Below are 22,439 nucleotides of genomic sequence, written 5' to 3'. Positions count from 1 at the left end.
TTCTTTACTAGTGAAGCGCCTAGCCAAATCCCTGATAGGATTTGGCGTTAGTTACTTAGATTGCTTTGCAATCAAGTAACTTTGGCGATTTACATCTTCTCCGGCGCTTCTACCCCGAGCAAACGAAGAGCTTCTTTGAGGACGACTGCGGTTGCGTAGCTGAGGGCCAGACGACTGTCGCGCTCAGGACTTTCATCTAGGATACGTGTATGTGCATAGTACTTGTTGAAAGCTTGAGCCAAACTAATCGCAAATTTCGCAATGATAGAAGGTTCAAAATTATCTGCTGCACGATTGATAATACGTGGGAAGTCTTGGAGTAGCTTAATGATTTCCCAGCTTTCAGCATCATTCAGGCTGTAGTTGCTAGCTGTACCTGGTTTGAAATCGGCTTTGCGCAAGATAGATTGGATACGAGCGTAGGCGTATTGAACGTAAGGTCCAGTTTCTCCTTCAAAGGATACCATAGCTTCAAGGTCGAAGTCATATCCATTTGTACGGTCGGTCTTAAGATCATAGAACTTGATAGCCCCAACTCCAACAGCGTGGGCAACCTGGTCTTTATCTTCTAACTCAGGATTTTTCGCTTCGATTTGGGCCTTGGCACGACTAACAGCCTCTGCAATAGTAGGCTCTAGCAAGATGACATTTCCCTTACGAGTAGAGAGTTTTTTCCCTTCTTTTGTTACCAATCCAAACGGAACATGGACAATGTCTTGGCTCCAATCATAGCCCATCTCTTGTAGTACTGCCTTGAGTTGTTTGAAGTGGGCAGATTGCTCTTGACCAACAACATAGATGGATTTGGCAAATTGGTATTCATTTTTACGGTAAAGGGCTGCAGCCAAGTCACGTGTGATATAGAGAGTTGCACCATCAGATTTTTTGATAAGGGCTGGATGTTTAATTCCATATTTCTCAAGATTGACAACTTGGGCTCCCTCTGACTCCACAAGAAGTCCTTTTTCAGCGAGGATGTCTACAACAGCATCCATCTTATCATTGTAGAAGGCTTCTCCGTTGTAGCTGTCAAATTCGACTTGCAATTCATTGTAAAGGCGGTTGAATTCCACTAAACTTTCATCACGGAACCATTGCCAGAGAGCGAGGGCTTCCTCGTCACCATTCTCCAGTTTACGGAACCATTCGCGTGCTTCTTCATCCAAGCTAGGGTCTTTTTCAGCTTCAGCATTGATGCGAACGTAGAGTTTAAGAAGTTCATCGATTGGATGCGCTTTAACCGCTTCCTCATTTCCCCATTTCTTGTAGGCAACGATCAGCATTCCAAACTGTTTGCCCCAGTCTCCTAGGTGGTTGACCTTGACCGTTTGATAGCCGATTTTTTGGAAAATATGTGACAAGCTATCCCCGATAACGGTTGAACGCAAGTGCCCAATAGAGAATGGTTTAGCGATGTTGGGACTAGACATATCGATAACGATATTTTCTTGCTTGCCAATGGTTTGGTCGGCATAGTGCTCTTTTTCAGTGATAACATTTTGCAACACTTGAGCCGAAATAGCACTTTTATCAAGGAAAAAGTTGACGTAAGGTCCAGTAGCAACAACCTTTTCAAAGGCTTGACTATTGATTTTTTCAGCAATATCTGTTGCAATCATTTGAGGAGCTTTACGCTCGACCTTTGCTAGAGAAAAGGCAGGGAAGGCGATGTCTCCCATTTCTGAGTTTTTAGGTGTTTCCAGTAAATTTAAAATAGCCTCTTGATTCAGGCTATCAATGACGCTAGCCAACTCGCTAGCAATCAATTCTTTTGTATTCATAAGGGCTCCTTTTGGGCTTTTTTACTATTTTAACACAATTTACTACATTTTTTGAGAAAGAAAAGAATTTTTTTGAATTATCTATTTTTTTTGGTATAATGTAGTTATAAAATAAATGTAAAACTTGTTATAAATATTCACTTAAGAGGATAATATGAGAAAAAGAGAACGGCATCAATTGATTAAAAAGATGATCACCGAAGAAAAACTTGGGACACAAAAAGAGATTCAAGATCGTTTAGAAGCTCGTAATGTTTATGTGACACAAACGACTTTGTCACGTGATTTGCGTGAAATCGGCTTGACCAAGGTTAAGAAAAATGATATGGTGTATTATGTACTAGCAAATGAGACAGATAAGATTGATTTAGTTGAGTTTTTGTCTCATCATTTAGAAGGAGTTGCAAGAGCAGAGTTCACCTTGGTACTTCATACCAAACTTGGGGAAGCTGCAGTCTTAGCAAACATTGTAGATGCAAACAAGGATGAATGGATTTTAGGAACGGTTGCTGGTGCTAATACCTTATTGGTTATTTGTCGAGACCAGCACGTTGCCAAGCTGATGGAAGATCGTTTGCTAGATTTGATGAAAGATAAATAAGGTCTTGGGAGTTGCTCTCAAGACTTATTTTTAGCAAGGAGAGACGGAAAATGGCAATAGAAAAGCTATCACCCGGCATGCAACAGTATGTGGATATTAAAAAACAATACCCAGATGCTTTTTTGCTTTTTCGGATGGGTGATTTTTACGAGTTGTTCTATGAAGATGCAATTAATGCAGCGCAAATTTTAGAAATTTCCTTAACAAGTCGGAATAAAAATGCAGAAAATCCGATACCCATGGCAGGTGTCCCCTATCATTCTGCCCAGCAGTATATCGATGTTCTGATTGAACAGGGCTATAAGGTAGCCATAGCCGAGCAGATGGAAGATCCCAAACAAGCAGTTGGTGTTGTCAAGCGAGAGGTGGTCCAGGTCATCACACCTGGAACGGTCGTTGATAGCAGTAAGCCGGATAGTCAGAATAATTTCTTGGTTGCCTTAGATCGTGATGGCAATCAATTTGGTCTAGCTTATATGGATCTGGTGACGGGTGACTTTTATGTGACAGGTTTATTGGATTTTACTCTCGTTTGTGGGGAAATTCGTAACCTCAAGGCTCGTGAAGTGGTGCTGGGTTATGACTTGTCTGAGGAAGAAGAACAAATTCTCAGCCGTCAGATGAATCTTGTGCTTTCCCATGAGAAGGAAGGCTTTGAGGATATTCATTTACTAGATTCACGACTGGCATCTGTGGAGCAAGCGGCGGCTAGTAAGCTACTCCAGTATGTTCATCGGACCCAGATGCGGGAATTGAACCACCTCAAACAAGTTATCCGCTATGAAATCAAAGATTTCTTGCAGATGGATTATGCGACCAAGGCTAGCCTGGATTTGGTTGAGAATGCCCGTTCAGGTAAGAAACAAGGCAGTCTTTTCTGGCTTTTGGATAAAACCAAAACGGCTATGGGTATGCGGCTCTTACGTTCTTGGATTCATCGTCCTTTAATTGATAAGGAGCGAATTGTCCAACGTCAAGAGGTGGTGCAGGTCTTTCTTGACCACTTCTTTGAGCGTAGTGATTTAACGGACAGTCTCAAGGGTGTTTATGATATCGAACGCTTGGCTAGTCGGGTTTCTTTTGGCAAGACCAATCCCAAGGATCTCTTGCAATTGGCGACTACCTTATCTAGTGTGCCACGTATTCGAGCGATTTTGGAAGGCATGGAGCAGCCTGCTTTAGCTTATCTCATCGCACAGTTGGATGCCATTCCAGAGTTAGAGAGTTTGATTAGCGCAGCGATTGCCCCTGAAGCCCCTCATGTGATTACGGAAGGTGGCATTATTCGGACTGGATTTGATGAGACCTTGGATAAATACCGCCGAGTACTCAGAGAAGGTACGAGCTGGATTGCAGAGATTGAGGCTAAGGAGAGAGAAAACTCTGGTATCAGCACGCTCAAGATTGACTACAATAAAAAAGATGGCTATTATTTCCATGTGACTAATTCGCAACTGGGAAATGTGCCAGCCCACTTTTTCCGCAAGGCGACGCTGAAAAACTCAGAACGTTTTGGGACTGAGGAGTTGCCCCGTATCGAGGGAGATATGCTGGAGGCGCGTGAGAAGTCAGCCAACCTAGAGTACGAAATCTTTATGCGTATCCGAGAGGAAGTCAGCAAGTACATCCAGCGTTTGCAGGCTTTAGCCCAAGGAATTGCGACGGTTGATGTTTTGCAAAGTCTGGCGGTTGTGGCTGAAACCCAGCATTTGATTCGACCTGAGTTCGGTGACGACTCACAAATCGCTATCCAGAAAGGGCGTCATGCTGTCGTCGAAAAGGTCATGGGAGCCCAGACCTATATTCCAAATAGTATCCAGATGTCAGAAGATACCAGCATTCAATTGATTACAGGGCCCAACATGAGCGGGAAGTCTACCTACATGCGCCAGCTAGCCATGACTGCGGTTATGGCCCAGATGGGTTCCTATGTTCCTGCTGAGAGCGCCTACTTGCCTATCTTCGATGCTATCTTTACTCGCATCGGAGCGGCAGATGACTTGGTTTCAGGTCAATCAACCTTTATGGTGGAGATGATGGAGGCTAACAATGCCATTTCGCATGCGACCAAGGACTCACTCATTCTCTTCGATGAATTGGGACGGGGAACGGCAACCTATGATGGCATGGCTCTTGCCCAGTCCATTATCGAATACATTCATGAACATATCGGAGCCAAGACCCTCTTTGCGACCCATTATCATGAGTTGACTAGTCTGGAGTCTAGCTTGGAACACTTGGTCAATGTCCACGTGGCAACCTTAGAACAGGATGGACAGGTTACCTTCCTTCACAAGATTGAACCAGGTCCAGCTGACAAATCCTACGGTATCCACGTTGCTAAGATTGCTGGTTTACCAGCAGAACTTTTAGCAAGGGCGGATAAGATATTGACTCAACTGGAGAATCAAGAGACGGAAAGCCCTGCTCCAATGAGAGAAACAAGTGCTGTTACTGAACAGATGTCACTCTTTGACGCGCCTGCAGAGCATCCTATCCTAGCAGAATTAGCTAAACTGGATGTGTACAATATGACACCTATGCAGGCTATGAATGTCTTGGTCGAGCTCAAACAAAAGTTATAAAAAGATCCCACTCACATTTTTGTGAGTGGGATTTCTCTATTACTTTTTATGGGCCAAGAGTTGATTGATGTGGTCTACTTTTTTAGCTTCTCTTTTATAGAGAATAACCCAGATGATAAGGTAGACGATCGCAAACTCTGGAATGAGCTGGAGATAGAAGGTCCAGTGGAAGGGGAACCAACCAGCCAGAGTCGCTAGTGGGACAAAGCCAGCCAGCATGAGGAAGAAATGGGAAAGTGTGGCACGGAGCAAGCTCCAGTCACGATTGAATAAACGCCTGCCAAAGCTAAAGAGAACTCCGATAGCTGACCAGATGATCATACAGTAGAGCAAGATCAAGGCACCATGAACCTGATGTTCCACCATCACTTGTCCGACTAGAGAATCGGGACTAAGTGGAGCGTAGGTATTTGGTGCATAAATGAGTGAAAAGATGATAGAGAGGATGAGACCGATAAGAACACCAGCGGCTGCATCGTGAAAGATTTGTTTTTTCATAGTTCTAATTTCTCCTTGATGGTTTTTAGGTAACGGCGTGAAGAGTAGGTGAAGCTTTCGTTTTTGAGAAAGATTTCGACCAGGCCGTTGGGGGTTAGTTTGAGATGAGAGATAGCGTCAATATTAACGATTTCTGATTGGGAAATTTGGATGAAAGTGGTCGGCAGAATGTCAAGAACTTGATAGAGACGCAAATCAATGGTATAGGTCTGAGATGCAGTTTCTGCTAGAACCTTGCGATTCTCGATATAGAAGCGTTGTATCTTACAAATCTTAACTAGGTAGACCTGATCATCAATCTTTCCTTTGATTGTTTCTTTTTGGTCAAGATTTTCTGCGAACTCGATGACTTTCTGGACTTTTTCGGTCGTCTGAGGAGTTTGGACAATCAGCTTTTCCTCCTCGTAAGTCTCCTTAATCTGTAGTTCTACTTTCATAAATTTCTCTCCTTTTCAGTTATACAAGGTTGTGATCACTTCCTGTACACCTTTATTAAACACTATTTTACGCCCCATGGCAAGAGCTTTTGTCTATGTGGAGAGATTTGGAGTCTATGTGGTATTTGCTTTTTCTGATAGTATCTGAAATATGGTATAATAGCACTAATCAATTTCTAGGAAAATAGATACAGAAAGGGGCTGAAAGATGTCTCGTATTATTGAATTGCCAGAGGTGCTGGCAAACCAGATCGCGGCAGGAGAGGTCATTGAACGTCCTGCCAGTGTAGTCAAAGAGTTGGTAGAAAATGCTATTGACGCGGGCTCTAGCCAGATTATCATTGAGATTGAGGAATCAGGTCTAAAGAAGATTCAAATCACAGATAATGGTCATGGAATTGCCCACGATGAGGTGGAATTGGCCCTGCGTCGCCATGCGACCAGTAAGATAAAAAATCAAGCAGACCTTTTTCGGATTCGGACGCTCGGTTTTCGTGGTGAGGCCCTACCCTCTATCGCTTCTGTCAGTGTTCTGACTCTGTTGACGGCGGTGGATGGTGCGAGTCATGGGACCAAGCTCGTTGCGCGTGGGGGTGAAGTCGAAGCAATCACTCCTGCGACAAGTCCAGTGGGGACCAAGGTTTGTGTAGAGGACCTCTTTTTCAACACGCCTGCACGTCTCAAGTATATGAAGAGCCAGCAGGCGGAGCTGTCTCATATCATTGATATTGTCAACCGTCTGGGCCTTGCTCATCCTGAGATTTCTTTTAGTTTGATTAGTGATGGCAAGGAAATGACACGAACAGCTGGTACGGGTCAACTACGCCAAGCTATTGCTGGAATTTATGGCTTGGCGAGTGCCAAGAAGATGATAGCCATTGAGAATTCGGATCTAGACTTTGAAATTACAGGTTTTGTGTCCTTGCCTGAGTTGACTCGAGCTAATCGCAACTATATCAGCCTCTTCATCAATGGTCGATATATCAAGAACTTCTTGCTCAATCGTGCAATTTTGGATGGCTATGGCAGCAAGCTCATGGTGGGCCGTTTTCCACTGGCTGTCATTCACATCCATATCGACCCTTATCTAGCGGATGTCAATGTGCATCCGACCAAGCAAGAAGTGCGGATTTCTAAGGAAAAAGAACTGATGGCGTTAGTCTCAGAAGCTATTTCTAACAGTCTCAAAGAGCAAGCCTTGATCCCTGATGCCTTGGAAAATCTTGCCAAGTCGACTGTGCGCAATCGTCAAAAGGTGGAGCAGACCATTCTCCCACTCAAAGAAAATACGCTCTACTATGAAAAAACATAACTCTCAAAACCTAATCAAGCTGAGGTGGCTGATCATCAGGTTGAATTAACTGAGGAAGGTAGGGACCTAACCCTGTTTGCCAAGGAAACCTTGGACCAGCTGACCAAGCCAGCAAAACTCCATTTTGCAGAGAGAAAGCCTGTCAGCTATGACCGACTAGACCACCCAGAGTTAGACTTAGCTAGTTTGGACAAAGCCTATGATAAGCTGGAGCGAGAAGAAGCATCCAGCTTCCCAGAGTTGGAATTTTTCGGGCAAATGCACGGGACTTATCTCTTTGCCCAAGGTCGAGATGGACTCTATATCATTGACCAGCATGCGGCTCAGGAACGGGTTAAGTACGAGGAATACCGTGAAAGCATTGGCAATGTTGACCAGAGCCAGCAACAACTCCTAGTGCCCTATATCTTTGAATTTCCTGCGGATGATGCCCTTCGTCTCAGGGAAAGAATGTCTCTTTTGGAGGAAGTGGGCGTACTTCTAGCAGAGTACGGAGAAAATCAATTTATCCTGCGTGAACATCCTATTTGGATGGCAGAAGAAGAAATCGAGTCTGGCATCTATGAAATGTGTGACATGCTCCTTTTGACCAAGGAAGTTTCGGTCAAGAAATACCGAGCAGAGCTGGCTATCATGATGTCCTGCAAGCGGTCTATCAAGGCCAACCATCGTATTGATGACCATTCAGCTCGACAGCTCCTTTATCAGCTTTCTCAATGTGACAATCCCTATAACTGTCCCCACGGACGTCCTGTTTTGGTGCATTTTACCAAGTCGGATATGGAAAAAATGTTCCGACGCATTCAGGAAAATCATACTAGCCTGCGGGAGTTGGGGAAATATTAAGAACACAAAAAGCCTTTGTTTTTTCCAAACAAGGCTTTTTAGCTTTTCTATGGTGGGAATTTTGAATGGACATGGCAACTTGCCATGAGGTTTACACTTGCTTGACAAGAAAAAGTAATGAGAAATATGATTCAATTGACTCAAGGTTTCATAGAGTCGTCTTGGTTTGAGGGATTCTCAAGACCAATCACTTTATCAAGATAACGTTGTTTGGTTTTGAGAGTCTTGCTGATAGCAATCGCTGAAGCAATCAAAAGAACGAAGGTCAGCCAAATCCAGGCGGTGAACTCGGCTGGAAAACTAGAACCAGCTAAAAAGAGATAGATAGCCAGAGCTAAGACGAAAATATAAATCACTTGCCAGAGGCCAAAAGATTTAACTTCTTTATAGTATTTGTCCTTATCTTCCTCCAAAATCACTTCTGTAGAAGTTTTTTCAGAGTTTTCATCTAGTAGTAGATAGTCAGTTGTCACTTGAAAAATCTTGCTTAATTCAATGATTTTTTCGATTTCTGGAAGAACTTGACCAGACTCCCACTTGGAGATACTTTGCCGAGAGACATTGATTTGTTCTGCTAGCTTTTCCTGGGACCAACCTTTTTCCTTTCGGAGCTCAAATAGTTTTTCTGCGAGTTTCATGATTCTATCCTCCTTTTTCTACCTCTATCCTAACAATTTTTACTTATAATGAGAATACAATCTCTTGTACTATTTGTCAACCAGAGGTTGCACCTTTTGTTGCAGTCTGTCTTGGGGAAATATGGTATACTAGATAGGCAAAATAATGGAGAAAAAATTATGTACGAATATTTAAAAGGAATCATTACTAAAATCACTGCCAAATACATCGTCCTAGAGGCAAATGGTATAGGTTATATTTTGCATGTAGCCAATCCCTATGCTTACTCAGGTCAGGTCAATCAAGAAACTCAAATTTATGTGCACCAAGTTGTCCGTGAGGACGCCCATCTGCTCTATGGTTTTCGATCAGAAGATGAGAAGAAACTCTTTCTTAGTCTGATTTCGGTATCAGGGATTGGTCCGGTATCAGCTCTTGCTATCATCGCAGCTGATGACAATGCTGGCTTGGTTCAGGCGATTGAAACTAAGAACATCACCTACTTGACTAAGTTCCCTAAAATTGGCAAGAAAACAGCCCAGCAGATGGTGCTAGACTTGGAAGGTAAGGTAGTTGTGGCTAGCGATGACCTTCCTGCCAAGGTGGCAGTGCAAACCAGCGCTGAAAACCAAGAACTGGAAGAAGCCATGGAAGCCATGTTGGCACTGGGCTACAAGGCGACTGAGCTCAAGAAAATCAAGAAATTCTTTGAAGGAACGACAGATACAGCTGAGAACTATATCAAATCGGCCCTTAAGATGTTGGTAAAATAGGAGAATAATATGACAAAACGCTGTGGTTGGGTTAAAATGAACAATCCTTTATATGTGGCCTATCATGATGAAGAGTGGGGTCAACCCCTTCATGATGACCGTGCTCTTTTTGAGTTGTTGTGTTTGGAAACTTACCAGTCGGGTCTATCTTGGGAAACGGTACTCAACAAACGCCAAGGATTCCGAGAAGCATTTCATGGCTATCAAATTCAAGCGGTCGCGGAAATGACAGATGGGGAGTTGGAAGCCTTGTTAGAGAATCCAGCCATTATCCGAAATCGTGCCAAGCTCTTTGCGACGCGTGCCAACGCCCAAGCATTTTTACAAATCCAGAAAACCTTTGGCTCTTTTGACGCTTATCTCTGGTCCTTTGTTGATGGGCAAACCATCATCAATGATGTTCCTGACTATCACCAAGCACCTGCTAAAACAGCCTTGTCTGAAAAGTTGTCTCAAGATCTCAAAAAACAAGGCTTCAAATTTACAGGTCCAGTCGCAGTTTTGTCTTTTCTACAGGCGGCAGGCCTGGTTGATGACCACGAGAATGATTGCGAGTGGAAAAACGGAAATTAGTGAGTCCAAGCGTCTAACTATCTGAGAAAATAGAAAAAGCTGAGAAAATTATCTCAGCTTTTTGATTATATGCTAGTAACTTTTATAGTGCAGTAAGAAATGTCAGTCCACCTAAGACAACGCCAGCTGAGTTTGGAATAATTAGTATCCAATCCTTCTTAGGCTCTTTTGTCCATCCGTAAATAACCCAAATTAAACAAGATACTGCTGCGGATAAAGGCTGGAATGGTTGAGCTTTGTTGCCTTGTAAATTGGCAAAAATTTGTGGGATGTAGGCGATAAATACAACAATCCCGATAAAGGCTCCAATTGAACCGACAATTTGATTTATTTTTTGTTTAGTCATATACACCTCCTTTAAAAAGATATCATAGAAATAAGCAAAATGCAATAAATTCAGACACAAATTGTAACGAAAATCAATACCAAAGCACAAAAATGGAGAAATTGTTTATTTTTTGTTATAGTCAAAGCGAATGACTTGCTTCTGTGTATCCACATAAGCGTGAACGCCAAAGGGCACAATGGCTCTTGGAGTTGCGTGACCGACATTCAGATTATAGACAATCGGGATATTGTTATCAATGATATCCAATAGTGCTTCCTTATAGTCGTCATAGAAGGTTTCATCCATTGGCTTTCCGACCAAGAGTCCACTGATAACCCCAAATATCCCCGTGTCCTTTAAAGTCCGCAACATTTTTTTGAAATCATCAGGTTCAGGCTTTTCTTCGCTTGTTTCTAGCAAGAGAATCTTTCCTTCCCAGTCACATAAGTCAGGGAAGAGTCGGTACTCTTGGCAGAGGTCCGTGCTGTCTGCGTATCGAGAATTGTCAAAGATATCATAGAGGGACTCAAGGCAACCACCGAGAATTTCTCCCTCAAACTGAGCATTTCCTTGCAACAAATCAAAGCCTGTATTTACATGACTGATACGAGCTGTTCCCAGAGCCTTGGGACTAAAATCAGTCCGTTCCTCATACCAAAGGTCGCTAGGGCGGATTTCTGAGATTCTTCCTGTCTTGATCAATTCTTTAAAGTAGTGAAAGCTATAGGGTAACATCTCATTGTCTAATTCACAAATGTCTGCTAGAAAGGATTGCCCATAAAAAGTCTTGATCCCTAGTTTGTGCAACATAAGGTGGTTCATGGTTGTATCCGAGAAGCCAAGAAAAATCTTTTGTTGGATAACCTTTTGGAGCTGGTCGTTTTCAAAAAGGTAGGGTAGCAAGCGATAGGTATCATCCCCACCGATGGCGCATAGGATCATGTCGATGCTATCATCAGAAAAGGCCTGCATCAAATCCTCTGCACGTGCCTCCGGATGGTCCTTGATAAAGTCTAACCCTTTTAGCGAATGGGGCAGAAAGACAGGATTGAGTCCCAAATCCTTGAGACGTTGAATACCCAAATCGACTTCGTGTTTGACAAAATCCTCTCCGATAACACCACTAGACAAACTAACAATACCAATAGTAGAAATCATATCTCATCCTCCTAGAAATAGATTGATACTCTTCGAAAATTAAATTCAAACCACGTCAGCTTTGCCTTGCCGTATATATGTTACTGACCTCGTCAGTTCTATCTACAACCTCAAAGCAGTGCTTTGAGCAACCTGCGGCTAGCTTCCTAGTTTGCTCTTTGATTTTCATTGAGTATGAGCCTATTCTATCACAAAAGATGAGAGAAAACTACAAGAATGAGACTCAGAAGTGCTATTGAATCTCAAGAAAGCAAGTGAAAAAGCAACCGCCTATGCAGTTGCTTTTCGTTTTTCTAATCTCGCTGGATATGAGTTACTTGGTCAACTCTTGATTATAGGAGAGGGCTAAATCAATCCAGTAAGGCAGTTCTTTTTGACCTTCGATATCTAGGTCTATATAGCCATGATAAGGTCGCCCTCTCATCAATGTAGTATGAGCTCCTGTTCGGGGTAGAACTTGCTTTTCCATTTCTTTGCCAATTCTCACCATAACCAGCTCGTCCTTTCTGGAACTGACTGTAAGGACCATTTTCCCACGAATCATAAAGGCAAGGCCACCAAACAGTTTCTTTTCTTCTAGCTCTTCTTCGAAAATTTGGGGAGGAAGTTTAAGTGCTAAAATTTTGCGAATCTGCTGGGCTAAAGATTGACTATATGCCATAGCTTTTCACTTTTCTTAATAACGTGATGGACCCGCGCTAGCACTTCGGATATTGAAACGTTTCTTGAGATAGAAGCGAAGGACGAGAAGAGCAGCTCCCAGGATAGCCAAAGGCAATGGAGCAAGGATTGGATTGAGAGCTGCTGGAAGGAAGCTTGTTGCGAAGAAGACAGCCAACCAGAGAAGCATAGCAGCGAGGATGACGAGGATTGATTTCCAGAAAGGAGGGCGCTGGCTACGATCTGTGTCTGGTCCATAGTACTGGTAGACAAAGTAGTACATCAAGTAGAAGGCAAGTCCTCCTACAAGTCCAACCAACAAGAGGGTAATCAACCCATAGCCAATAGCCTGATCTGTAGAGAAGAAGGTAGTCAGAGCGCTAACCAATGCAAAGAGACTGGTGATAAAAAGGGCTGAGTCCATAATCATGAGTTTTGGATCATCATTTTCTTTTGGATGCTCTTTTTCATATTGCTCTTTGACAGTGAAGCTATGAGCCCAGTGGGTTGGAGCCCCGTAGAGGGAACGTGCAGTCGTTCCTTTGGCTTGCTCTTCAAGGATTTTAGGAATGACTTCCTCAAAGATAGCCTTGATTTCAGCGTCTGTTTTACCATCTTTGATAAATTGCTGGGTAGCAATATGGATAAACTCTTGGTTTTTCTTAGTTAATTTTTGTAGATCAATCTGAGACATGGGAATTCCTTTTAGAACCATTTTTTATGGATGAGATAGAGAGTGAGTGAAACACTCATAGCAAAGGCGATAAAGACGATTAACCAGAAGGCGTGAGGTTCACCATTTAGAGGGATTTCATTATCCTTAAAGTTCATCCCGTAGGCTGAGAAGATCATGGTTGGGATAGACATGACGATGGTCACGAGAGCTAGGGTCTTCATGATGTTGTTCTGGTTATTGGAAATGATAGAGGCAAAGGTCTCTGTCATAGAGTGAAGGACGTTTCCATAGATATCTGCCATCTCAATGGCCTGTTGGGTTTCAATCAGAGTGTCTTCGAGTAGGTCTTCGTCTTCTAGGTATTTCTTGATATTGCTAGTTGCGCTGGTCAATTTCTTAATCACGCGCTCGTTCGTCTTAAGTGAGGCCTTGAAATAGACGATGGTCTTTTCCAATTCCATGAGCTCGATCAGCTCTTCGTTTCGAGTAGATTTGTGAAGTTGACTTTCGATTTGTTCACTCTTACGGTCAATCGAACGAAGGGCCGTAAGGTAAAGTTCGGCGTTGCGGTAGAGAATCTGGAAGATAAAGCGTGAACGCATGAAGGTGTAAAAGTTGCGCAGTCTACGGTTGATAAAGACATCGAGAACGGGGAGGGATTCCAAGCAGGTGGTGATAATGGTTTCCTCGGTGATGATAATCCCCAGCGGAATCGTTACGTAGTAGGTACGATTGTTTCTTTCCTCTGTGATGGGAACGTCCACGATGATCAAAGTATACTCGTCTTCGATGGTAATACGGGACATTTCTTCCGCATCGAGCGGTGCTCGAAGGTCGGCAATATCAATGTCGAAGGCGTTAGCGATTTCCAACGATTCATTTTGTGTAGGATTGACGAGGTTGATCCAAGTACCCGGTTCAAGCGTGTCGATCTCTTTAAATTCAGTTGTTGTTGAGAGAAAAACTTGTTTCATATCCCCTATCCTTTCCTACTATTCAGTGATTCATTTTTTGCACCGTACTATTATACTATAAAAACAGCTTTTTGGGTAATAGAATTTCACATTTTTTGGTATAATGGAAAGCAATAATGGACTAGAAAGAACAAAGATGCAAGATAAAATTGTGATTCATGGGGCGCGTGCCCATAACTTAAAAAATATTGATGTGGAGATTCCAAGAGACAAGCTGGTTGTTGTGACTGGTTTGTCAGGGTCTGGGAAATCCAGTCTGGCCTTTGATACCCTCTATGCTGAGGGCCAACGTCGTTATGTGGAGAGTTTGTCAGCCTACGCTCGCCAGTTTTTGGGCAATATGGAAAAACCAGATGTGGATGCTATTGATGGTCTCAGCCCAGCTATTTCCATCGACCAAAAAACGACTAGCAAAAACCCACGCTCGACTGTTGGGACAACTACTGAAATCAATGATTATCTGCGTCTCCTCTATGCACGTGTGGGGACGCCTTACTGTATCAACGGGCATGGGGCTATCAAGGCCTCTTCTGTAGAGCAAATCGTGGATAAGGTTTTGGAATTGCCGGAACGCCAACGTCTGCAAATTTTAGCTCCGGTCATTCGTAAGAAAAAAGGGCAACATAAGAGTGTCATTGAAAAGGTTCAGAAAGACGGCTATGTCCGCGTCCGAGTGGATGGGGAAGTTTATGATGTGACCGAAGTGCCAGAGTTGTCTAAGAGCAAGCAACACAATATCGATGTTGTGGTAGACCGTATTGTTATCAAGGAGGGCATTCGTAGCCGTCTCTTTGACTCCATAGAGGCTGCCCTTCGTATCGCAGAAGGTTATGTCATTATCGACACTATGGACGATTCTGAGTTGCTCTTCTCTGAGCATTATGCCTGCCCGGTTTGTGGTTTTACCGTACCAGAGTTAGAGCCACGTCTCTTCTCCTTCAATGCTCCTTTTGGATCTTGTAGTGAGTGTGACGGTTTGGGTATCAAGTTGGAGGTGGATGTTGACTTGGTGGTTCCTGATACCAGCAAAACTTTGCGTGAGGGAGCCTTGGCACCTTGGAATCCTATCTCATCCAACTACTATCCAAACATGCTAGAACAAGCTATGACAGCCTTTGGAGTGGATATGGATAAGCCATTTGAAGACTTGTCAGAAGAAGATAAAAACTTGATTCTTTACGGGTCTGATGGCAAGGAATTCCATTTCCACTATGAAAATGAATTTGGCGGTGTGCGCGATATTGACATTCCTTTTGAGGGAGTTGTCAATAATATCAAGCGTCGTTACCATGAGACTAACAGTGACTACACCCGTACCCAGATGCGACTCTACATGAATGAGCTGACCTGCGGAACTTGCCACGGCTACCGTCTCAATGACCAGGCCTTGTCTGTTCGTGTGGGTGGTGAGCAAGGGCTACATATCGGTGAAATCTCAGATTTGTCTATCGCAGACCATTTGGAGTTGGTGAGCCAGTTGACCTTGTCTGAAAATGAAGCCATTATTGCTCGTCCCATTCTCAAGGAAATCAAGGATCGCTTGACCTTCCTCAATAACGTGGGGCTTAACTATTTGACGCTGTCACGTTCGGCAGGAACCCTTTCAGGCGGGGAGAGCCAGCGTATTCGCTTAGCAACCCAGATTGGGTCCAACCTATCAGGTGTCCTTTATATCCTGGATGAGCCGTCCATTGGTCTTCACCAGAGGGATAATGACCGCCTGATTGCAAGTTTGAAAAAGATGCGTGACTTGGGTAATACCCTGATCGTGGTGGAACATGACGAAGATACTATGCGTGAGGCAGATTATCTGATTGACGTTGGTCCGGGTGCCGGTGTTTTTGGTGGAGAGATTGTTGCTGCAGGAACACCCAAGCAGGTGGCCCGTAACAGCAAGTCTATCACAGGTCAGTATTTGTCAGGGAAACGTGCCATTCCAGTGCCAGCAGAGCGTCGTGCCGGAAATGGACGTTTTATCGAGGTGACAGGAGCGCGTGAGAACAACTTGCAAAATATCACTGCTCGCTTCCCATTGGGAAAATTCATCGCAGTGACAGGGGTGTCAGGTTCAGGGAAGTCGACCTTGATCAACAGCATCCTCAAAAAAGCCATTGCCCAGAAGCTCAACCGCAATTCAGATAAACCTGGTAAGTTTAAGACGATTACAGGGATTGAGCATGTAGACCGCTTGATTGACATTGACCAGAGCCCGATCGGACGGACGCCGAGGTCCAACCCAGCTACCTATACGGGAGTTTTTGACGATATACGTGACCTCTTTGCCCAGACAAATGAAGCTAAGATACGAGGCTACAAGAAGGGCCGTTTCAGTTTCAACGTCAAGGGAGGCCGTTGTGAAGCCTGCTCGGGTGACGGGATCATCAAGATTGAGATGCACTTCTTGCCAGATGTTTATGTGGCCTGTGAAGTTTGCCATGGGACTCGCTACAACAGTGAAACCCTAGAAGTCCACTATAAGGAAAAGAATATCTCGCAGGTCTTGGACATGACCGTCAACGATGCGGTGGAATTCTTCCAACACATTCCTAAGATTCAACGCAAACTTCAGACCATCAAGGATGTAGGGCTGGGCTATGTAACGTTAGGACAACCAGCTACCACCCTTTCAGGTGGAGAAGCCCAGCGTATGAAGTTAGCTAGTGAACTCCACAAACGCTCAACAGGTAAATCCTTCTACATTCTGGATGAGCCGACGACAGGACTTCATACGGAGGACATCGCTCGTCTGCTCAAGGTTTTAGCTCGCTTTGTAGACGATGGCAATACAGTCCTCGTTATCGAGCACAATCTAGATGTTATTAAAACAGCAGACCATATCATCGACTTGGGACCTGAAGGCGGTGTTGGTGGAGGAACCATCATTGCAACAGGAACTCCAGAAGAAGTAGCGGCCAATGAAGCCAGCTACACAGGACACTATTTGAAAGGAAAGTTACAATAAGATTTAAAAGGCTCTGCTTTTTTAGGCAGAGTCTTTTTTATAATAAATTACGAATTTTTTCTTTTATAAATGGGTTAAGAGAATAGTGTTTATTCAGATATTCTAGGAGTTCTTGAGCAGACTCAGAAATACGTTCGTAACCTTGCAAAAAGTGAGGCAATTGCTTGGCTTCCTTTGGATAACCTTCTTCAAATCGTCTGTTGGTATTAAAGATATCTATAAAATTAGATTTAGAAGTTGTTTCCAAACTGATTAGTTCAGTCCAAAGCTTGACGGCTCTGTTTTGTATTAAATCATAAGCAGCTAATTTTTCGCCTCGCTGATAGCGACCTAGCCCTAAATATAGATTACATAAAATTTCTCCCAACAGCCATTCACGGTCTCTGTTTTCTTTTGATGGCAGTCTTTGTGGCTGACAGATTGTTTCATCAAAACCGACCTCCTTCCAGATAATCTTGCCTTCAGAGAAGGGAATGTTTACCAGTTCGTGAGCTTCAAAGACAGCAAATTCACAAAAAACATCATCTTCAAATAGAACTTTATGTCCGTCCACTGTATTTTGGTAGTGAAATGCAATTGGTTCTAGCTTACTTAACCAGGTTAGGTCTTGGATATAAGTCTGCTTGTAGCCATCTTTTACAATAACAAAGAAGTCTAAATCTGAGTACTGATCCAATCGTTCTCTTTCTGTTCCGCAAGAACCAAGTGCCAGCAAAGCTAGTGCTTGGTTCGAATCTTTTAGAGACTGACCAATCTCATCTAGTCTTTGTAACAGTAATTCTGTTTTATTCATATTGCTACCTCATTCTTTCTTGTCTAACAGAAATTATACATTAAGCGCTTTCAAATGTCAATTTTATCTAATCCTAGCTATATAGATTGTATTATTTTCGATATTTTTTTGCTATAATAAATTAAATCATTTTACGGAGGTTTTCTCATGTTATCAAGAGTTGAAAAATTTGAAGTAGCCTTAAAACAGACAGAGTGTGATGCTGTCTTAGTAACCAATCTGAAGAATATTTACTATCTGACTGGTTTCAGCGGGACAGAAGCGACGGTTTTCATCAGTAAAAATCGCCGAATTTTCCTGACGGATGCGCGCTATACCCTGATTGCTAAAGGAGTGGTTCAGGGCTTTGATATTGTTGAAACGCGAGATGCGGTTGGTGAAATTGCTAAAATTATAGCGGACGACAAACTGGAAAAAATTGGCTTTGATGACGAGATTTCCTATGCTTACTTCAAGATGCTGGAAAGTGTGTTTGCTGGTCATGAGCTGGTTCCAATGACTGGTTTTATTGAAAATCTGCGGATGATCAAGGATGAGCAAGAAATCGCAACCATTCGTAGGGCCTGCCAGATTTCGGATCAAGCCTTCCTAGATGTACTGGATTTTATCAAGCCTGGTGAGACGACAGAGCTGGCTGTTATGAACTTTTTGGATGCCCGCATGCGCCAGCTAGGTGCTTCAGGCGCGTCCTTTGACTTTATCATCGCTTCGGGCTACCGCTCTGCTATGCCACATGGAGTGGCTAGTGACAAGGTCATTCAAAATGGTGAAACCCTGACCATGGACTTTGGTTGCTACTACAATCACTATGTCAGCGATATGACACGGACTGTTCATGTGGGACAGGTGACAGATGAGGAGCGGGAGATTTATGATATTGTCCTGCGTAGCAATCAAGCTCTGATAGAAGCAGCCAAGGCTGGTCTCAGTCGGATCGATTTTGACAGGATTCCTCGTCAAATTATCAACGATGCAGGCTACGGTCCTTACTTTAGCCACGGGATTGGACATGGGATTGGTCTGGATATCCATGAAATTCCTTACTTTGGCAAGTCAGAAGAGCCAATCAAGGCTGGTATGGTCTTGACCGATGAGCCGGGCATCTATCTGGATGGAAAATACGGGGTGCGTATCGAGGATGATATCTTGATTACGGATACAGGTTGCAAATTATTGACCCTTGCTCCGAAAGAATTGATTGTTATCTAAGAAAATTAAGATAAATCATTGACTTTTATATTTTAAAGGTTTATACTGATAGACGAAAACGGTAGGTGAGGCTACCATAGGGATACGGATGACTACCGCAAAGCAGTGGAGACACTACTCGTTGGTCAACAGTCCTGGTCGCGAAGGCCAAGACTAAGCTCATTACATCGCCCTATGGAGTTAAAGCTTGAACGAAAAAACAGATAGTTAGTTTTTTAATCCTGCCATTTTATGGTGGGATTTTCTACTGTTTTAGAACAAGGAAAGGAGACAAACGATGCAAATTGACGATCATCCAGAACCGCACATACACAGCCAATCGCTGATTTGTGTCGTTCTGCCCTTATAAAGTGATTGGTCTCTGTGTATGAAACATATCATTCATACAGATAGGAGAAACCAATGAAAACTACAAAAGAAAGATTAGCAACAGCTATTCACACACCTTTAAACGAAACTCTATCTTTTTATAAGACAAGTCTAACAGGCTTGACTGAGGAGCAGGTGGAGAAAAATCGTGACCTATATGGCGAAAACACCATCACCAAGGGTCAAGAAGACAGTATCCTCAAAAAGATTTACGAATCTATTATCAATCCATTTACAATCATCCTGCTGGTCATCGCTATGATTTCCATGGTGACCAATGTCTGGTTGGCGAAGCCTGGACAAGAAGATCCGACGACCTCTATCATCATCGTCGTTCTCGTTCTAATCTCTGGTGGCATACGCTTTGTCCAAGAACTGCGGAGTGACAAGGCTGCGACCAATCTATCAAAAATGATTGTGAATACAGCCACAGTTATCCGCGAAGGCCAGAGTTTAGAGGTCGCAATTGAAGATTTGGTCGTTGGAGATATAGTCAAATTAAGTGCTGGGGATATGATTCCAGCAGACCTCATTTTAATTGAATCACGTGATTTCTTTGTTCAACAGTCTGGTTTGACAGGTGAAAGTGACTCGGTTGAAAAACTAGCCTTGTCAAAAATGAGTCAGTCAAATTTTGATAGTCTGCTAGAAGCAGAAGCGCTCGCTTTTATGGGAACCAATGTGATATCAGGAAGCGCTAAGGCTTTGATTCTAGCGGTCGGTGATGACACCATGATGGGAGAAATCGAGCAGACTCTCAATACCTATGACGAACCGACCTCTTTTGAACGGGAGATGAACAGCATCTCTTGGCTCTTAATCCGTTTGATGTTAGTCATGGTTCCCATCGTGTTTCTCTCCAATGGCTTGACAGATGGCGACTGGCTGGAAGCAGGTGTGTTTGCACTGAGTGTTGGTGTTGGATTGACACCTGAGATGCTTCCTATGATCATCACGGCCAGTCTAGCAAAAGGCTCCATTATCATGGCCAAGGAAAAAGTGGTTATCAAGAAACTCAATGCCATACAAGATTTAGGTGCTATTGATATCCTATGCACGGATAAAACCGGAACCCTTACCCAAGACGAAATTGTCCTGGAATATCCTTTGGATATACATGGAGATTTGGATTTGTCTGTGTTGAGACGGGCTTATCTCAATTCCTATTTTCAAACCGGTTTGAAAAACTTGATGGACCGTGCCATCATCAGTAGAACTGAAAAAGAAGCTAAAGAACACGCTATTCTACAAAATTTGGATACTAGCTTCCAAAAAATAGACGAATTGCCCTTTGATTTTGAACGCAGACGGATGAGTGTCATCGTCAAGGATGAGAACGAAGTTGTTAGTTTGGTAACCAAGGGTGCCCTAGAGGAAATGCTTGCGATTTCAACCCATGTGGAATATCAAGGTCAGATTAGCCCTCTGACGGATGATATCCGAGTGGAAATCTTAAAAGAAGTAGATCAACTTAATCAACAGGGATTGCGAGTCTTGGGAGTTGCCTATAAAACAGGCCTAAAAGAAGGTTTTGCTTACTCCGTTGAAGATGAAAAAGAGATGATTCTAACAGGCTATCTTGCCTTTCTAGATCCACCAAAACCATCTGCAGCACCTGCTATCCAAGCTTTGTTAGAACACGGTGTTCAAACAAAGATCTTGACGGGAGACAATGAGAAGGTAACTCAAGCAGTTTGCGAAAAAGTTGGTTTAGACGTTGATCAAATCTTGTTGGGTTCTGATATTGATGCCATGACGGACGAGGAATTGGCTCAAGCAGTTGAGAAGGTGACTGTCTTTGCCAAACTCTCTCCTGACCAAAAAGCTCGCATCATTCTACAGCTAAAAAGAAATGGTCATGGTGTCGGCTATATGGGAGATGGGATCAATGATGCCCCTTCTATGAAAGTGGCAGATGTGGGGATTTCTGTTGATACAGCAGTAGATATTGCCAAAGAAACGGCTGATGTCATTTTGCTAGATAAGGATTTGATGGTGCTTGAAAAAGGGCTAGTTGAAGGACGCAAAGTCTATGCCAACATGACCAAATATATCAAGATGACGGTCAGCTCTAATTTCGGGAACATTTTCTCTCTGTTAGTGTCTGGTATCTTTTTACCTTTCCTTCCTATGGCTCCGATTCACTTGATTGTGTTAAACCTCGTCTATGATCTTTCTTGCATTTCCTTGCCATTTGATAATGTAGATGAAGACTTTTTGAAACATCCTCATAAGTGGGAAGCCAAGTCTATTACTCGCTTTATGATTTGGATGGGTCCGATTTCTTCTGCCTTTGATATTTTGACCTTTATCTTGCTCTATTTTATCATTGTCCCAATGGCGACAGGCCAAGCCTATGCTCACGGAGCAGAGTCTGCAACGGGCTTTATCATCTTGTTCCAGACAGGTTGGTTCATTGAATCCATGTGGTCCCAAACCATGGTTATCCATATGCTTCGTTCAGCAAAACTTCCTTTCTTACAAAGTCGTCCATCATGGTTTGTTCTTGGGACAACCTTGCTAGCAGCTAGTTTTGTGACCTTCCTTCCCTACTCTTCAATTGCTAGCCTGCTTCATTTAACCCCTCTGGAACCAATTTATTTCCTCTTTTTGCTTTTGATTATCGTTCTCTATATGATAAGTGTTACAGTTGTAAAACGATTGTATATCAAAAAATTTAAAAGTTGGTTATAAATTGATTTTGTCAAGAAAAAAGTACGAAAATCGCGAAAAAAGTTAATTTTTTTTAAAAATAGGTCGCAAGTCGGATGTTTTTTATGGTATAATAGACTAAACTGATAGTAACATGTAGCGAAAGGGGTAGGTACATGATCAAAATTTATACAGTCTCAAGTTGTACTAGCTGTAAAAAAGCGAAAACCTGGCTCAATGCCCACCAGTTAAGTTATAAAGAACAAAATCTCGGTAAAGAAGGAATTACAAGAGAAGAGTTATTAGATATTCTCACGAAAACAGATAATGGAATTGCCAGTATCGTTTCGTCAAAAAACCGCTACGCTAAGGCACTTGGAGTTGACATCGAGGATTTGAGTGTCAATGAAGTGCTCAACTTAATCATGGAAACACCACGGATCTTAAAGAGTCCGATTCTCGTTGATGAGAAGCGCCTGCAAGTCGGCTATAAAGAAGATGATATCCGTGCCTTCTTGCCACGCTCTGTCCGTAATGTAGAAAATGCAGAAGCACGTCTACGTGCAGCTCTATAAAACATCAAGGCTGGGAGTGACTCCTGGCCTTGTTTGCTCTTTTGTTTTAAAATCAAGTG

18 protein-coding genes, 1 pseudogene and 1 riboswitch are annotated in these 22,439 nt (G+C 43.0%); of the genes and pseudogenes, 9 read left to right on the top strand and 10 right to left on the bottom strand.

Annotation, left to right across the window (positions count from 1 at the left end):
• Positions 1-89: 89 nt before the first annotated feature.
• On the bottom strand, positions 90-1,781 hold the full coding sequence (gene argS, locus KX728_RS08640) for an arginine--tRNA ligase (RefSeq protein ID WP_215804277.1): 1,692 nt from the start codon (positions 1,779-1,781) through the stop codon (positions 90-92).
• Between the two features lie 154 nt (positions 1,782-1,935).
• Between argS and argR the strand changes: the two genes are divergently transcribed.
• Positions 1,936-2,382, top strand: a complete 447-nt coding sequence (gene argR / locus KX728_RS08635; RefSeq protein WP_001231483.1) for an arginine repressor — start codon at positions 1,936-1,938, stop codon at positions 2,380-2,382.
• A gap of 50 nt (positions 2,383-2,432) precedes the next feature.
• Positions 2,433-4,967, top strand: coding sequence for a DNA mismatch repair protein MutS (gene mutS, locus KX728_RS08630; protein ID WP_215804278.1), 2,535 nt, complete (start codon positions 2,433-2,435; stop codon positions 4,965-4,967).
• Positions 4,968-5,006: 39 nt separating this feature from the next.
• Here mutS and KX728_RS08625 read toward each other — a convergent pair whose 3' ends face one another.
• Together KX728_RS08625 and KX728_RS08620 are read right to left on the bottom strand one after the other, a co-directional pair.
• Complete coding sequence (locus KX728_RS08625) at positions 5,007-5,465, bottom strand: DUF3021 domain-containing protein (RefSeq protein ID WP_215804279.1); 459 nt, start codon at positions 5,463-5,465, stop codon at positions 5,007-5,009.
• Positions 5,462-5,902: a LytTR family DNA-binding domain-containing protein gene (locus KX728_RS08620; RefSeq protein ID WP_215804280.1), complete on the bottom strand. Its 441-nt coding sequence runs from the start codon at positions 5,900-5,902 to the stop codon at positions 5,462-5,464. Before KX728_RS08620 ends, KX728_RS08625 begins: the two co-directional genes overlap by 4 nt.
• A 208-nt stretch (positions 5,903-6,110) precedes the next feature.
• Between KX728_RS08620 and mutL the strand changes: the two are divergent.
• Positions 6,111-8,060: pseudogene (mutL, locus tag KX728_RS08615) on the top strand (DNA mismatch repair endonuclease MutL).
• Positions 8,061-8,200: 140 nt separating this feature from the next.
• Here mutL and KX728_RS08610 read toward each other — a convergent pair.
• The gene (locus tag KX728_RS08610) at positions 8,201-8,698 is read right to left on the bottom strand and encodes a helix-turn-helix domain-containing protein (protein ID WP_084856514.1); all 498 of its coding nucleotides are present in this window, start codon (positions 8,696-8,698) and stop codon (positions 8,201-8,203) included.
• Positions 8,699-8,857: 159 nt separating this feature from the next.
• On the opposite strand from KX728_RS08610, the gene ruvA reads away from it, so the two are divergent.
• Together ruvA and KX728_RS08600 are read left to right on the top strand one after the other, a co-directional pair.
• Positions 8,858-9,451 carry a Holliday junction branch migration protein RuvA gene (ruvA, locus tag KX728_RS08605; protein WP_000273410.1) on the top strand — a complete coding sequence of 198 codons (594 nt, stop codon included), beginning with the start codon at positions 8,858-8,860 and terminating at the stop codon, positions 9,449-9,451.
• Between the two features lie 9 nt (positions 9,452-9,460).
• A complete protein-coding gene (locus tag KX728_RS08600) occupies positions 9,461-10,024 on the top strand; it encodes a DNA-3-methyladenine glycosylase I (protein ID WP_215804281.1) in 564 nt (187 codons plus the stop codon).
• 82 nt (positions 10,025-10,106) lie between these two features.
• On the opposite strand, the gene KX728_RS08595 is transcribed toward KX728_RS08600, so the two are convergent.
• From KX728_RS08595 to KX728_RS08575, 5 genes are all read right to left on the bottom strand, one after another.
• On the bottom strand, positions 10,107-10,370 hold the full coding sequence (locus tag KX728_RS08595; RefSeq protein ID WP_000166113.1) for a SemiSWEET family transporter: 264 nt from the start codon (positions 10,368-10,370) through the stop codon (positions 10,107-10,109).
• A 105-nt stretch (positions 10,371-10,475) separates the two neighbouring features.
• Positions 10,476-11,510, bottom strand: coding sequence for a S66 family peptidase (locus KX728_RS08590; RefSeq protein WP_215804282.1), 1,035 nt, complete (start codon positions 11,508-11,510; stop codon positions 10,476-10,478).
• 313 nt (positions 11,511-11,823) lie between these two features.
• Positions 11,824-12,171: a TfoX/Sxy family protein gene (locus tag KX728_RS08585; protein WP_000331825.1), complete on the bottom strand. Its 348-nt coding sequence runs from the start codon at positions 12,169-12,171 to the stop codon at positions 11,824-11,826.
• Between the two features lie 15 nt (positions 12,172-12,186).
• On the bottom strand, positions 12,187-12,864 hold the full coding sequence (locus KX728_RS08580; RefSeq protein ID WP_215804283.1) for a DUF1129 domain-containing protein: 678 nt from the start codon (positions 12,862-12,864) through the stop codon (positions 12,187-12,189).
• 11 nt (positions 12,865-12,875) lie between these two features.
• A complete protein-coding gene (locus tag KX728_RS08575; RefSeq protein ID WP_000815619.1) occupies positions 12,876-13,820 on the bottom strand; it encodes a magnesium transporter CorA family protein in 945 nt (314 codons plus the stop codon).
• 136 nt (positions 13,821-13,956) lie between these two features.
• Between KX728_RS08575 and uvrA the strand changes: the two genes are divergently transcribed.
• The gene (gene uvrA, locus KX728_RS08570; RefSeq protein WP_215804284.1) at positions 13,957-16,782 is read left to right on the top strand and encodes an excinuclease ABC subunit UvrA; all 2,826 of its coding nucleotides are present in this window, start codon (positions 13,957-13,959) and stop codon (positions 16,780-16,782) included.
• 37 nt (positions 16,783-16,819) lie between these two features.
• On the opposite strand, the gene KX728_RS08565 is transcribed toward uvrA, so the two are convergent.
• A complete protein-coding gene (locus KX728_RS08565) occupies positions 16,820-17,575 on the bottom strand; it encodes a hypothetical protein (RefSeq protein WP_215804285.1) in 756 nt (251 codons plus the stop codon).
• Between the two features lie 147 nt (positions 17,576-17,722).
• Between KX728_RS08565 and KX728_RS08560 the strand changes: the two genes are divergently transcribed.
• From KX728_RS08560 to spx, 3 genes are all read left to right on the top strand, one after another.
• A complete protein-coding gene (locus KX728_RS08560) occupies positions 17,723-18,784 on the top strand; it encodes a M24 family metallopeptidase (RefSeq protein ID WP_215804286.1) in 1,062 nt (353 codons plus the stop codon).
• 55 nt (positions 18,785-18,839) lie between these two features.
• Positions 18,840-18,991, top strand: a riboswitch (M-box (ykoK) riboswitch).
• Positions 18,992-19,186: 195 nt separating this feature from the next.
• Positions 19,187-21,847, top strand: a complete 2,661-nt coding sequence (gene mgtA, locus KX728_RS08555; protein ID WP_215804287.1) for a magnesium-translocating P-type ATPase — start codon at positions 19,187-19,189, stop codon at positions 21,845-21,847.
• A gap of 134 nt (positions 21,848-21,981) precedes the next feature.
• Positions 21,982-22,380: a transcriptional regulator Spx gene (gene spx / locus KX728_RS08550; RefSeq protein WP_000591165.1), complete on the top strand. Its 399-nt coding sequence runs from the start codon at positions 21,982-21,984 to the stop codon at positions 22,378-22,380.
• The last annotated feature ends 59 nt before the right edge of the window (positions 22,381-22,439 follow it).

The sequence above is a fragment of the Streptococcus oralis genome (assembly GCF_019334565.1).
Lineage (GTDB): Bacteria > Bacillota > Bacilli > Lactobacillales > Streptococcaceae > Streptococcus > Streptococcus oralis_CR.
This window is presented reverse-complemented; position numbering and strand designations above follow the sequence as displayed.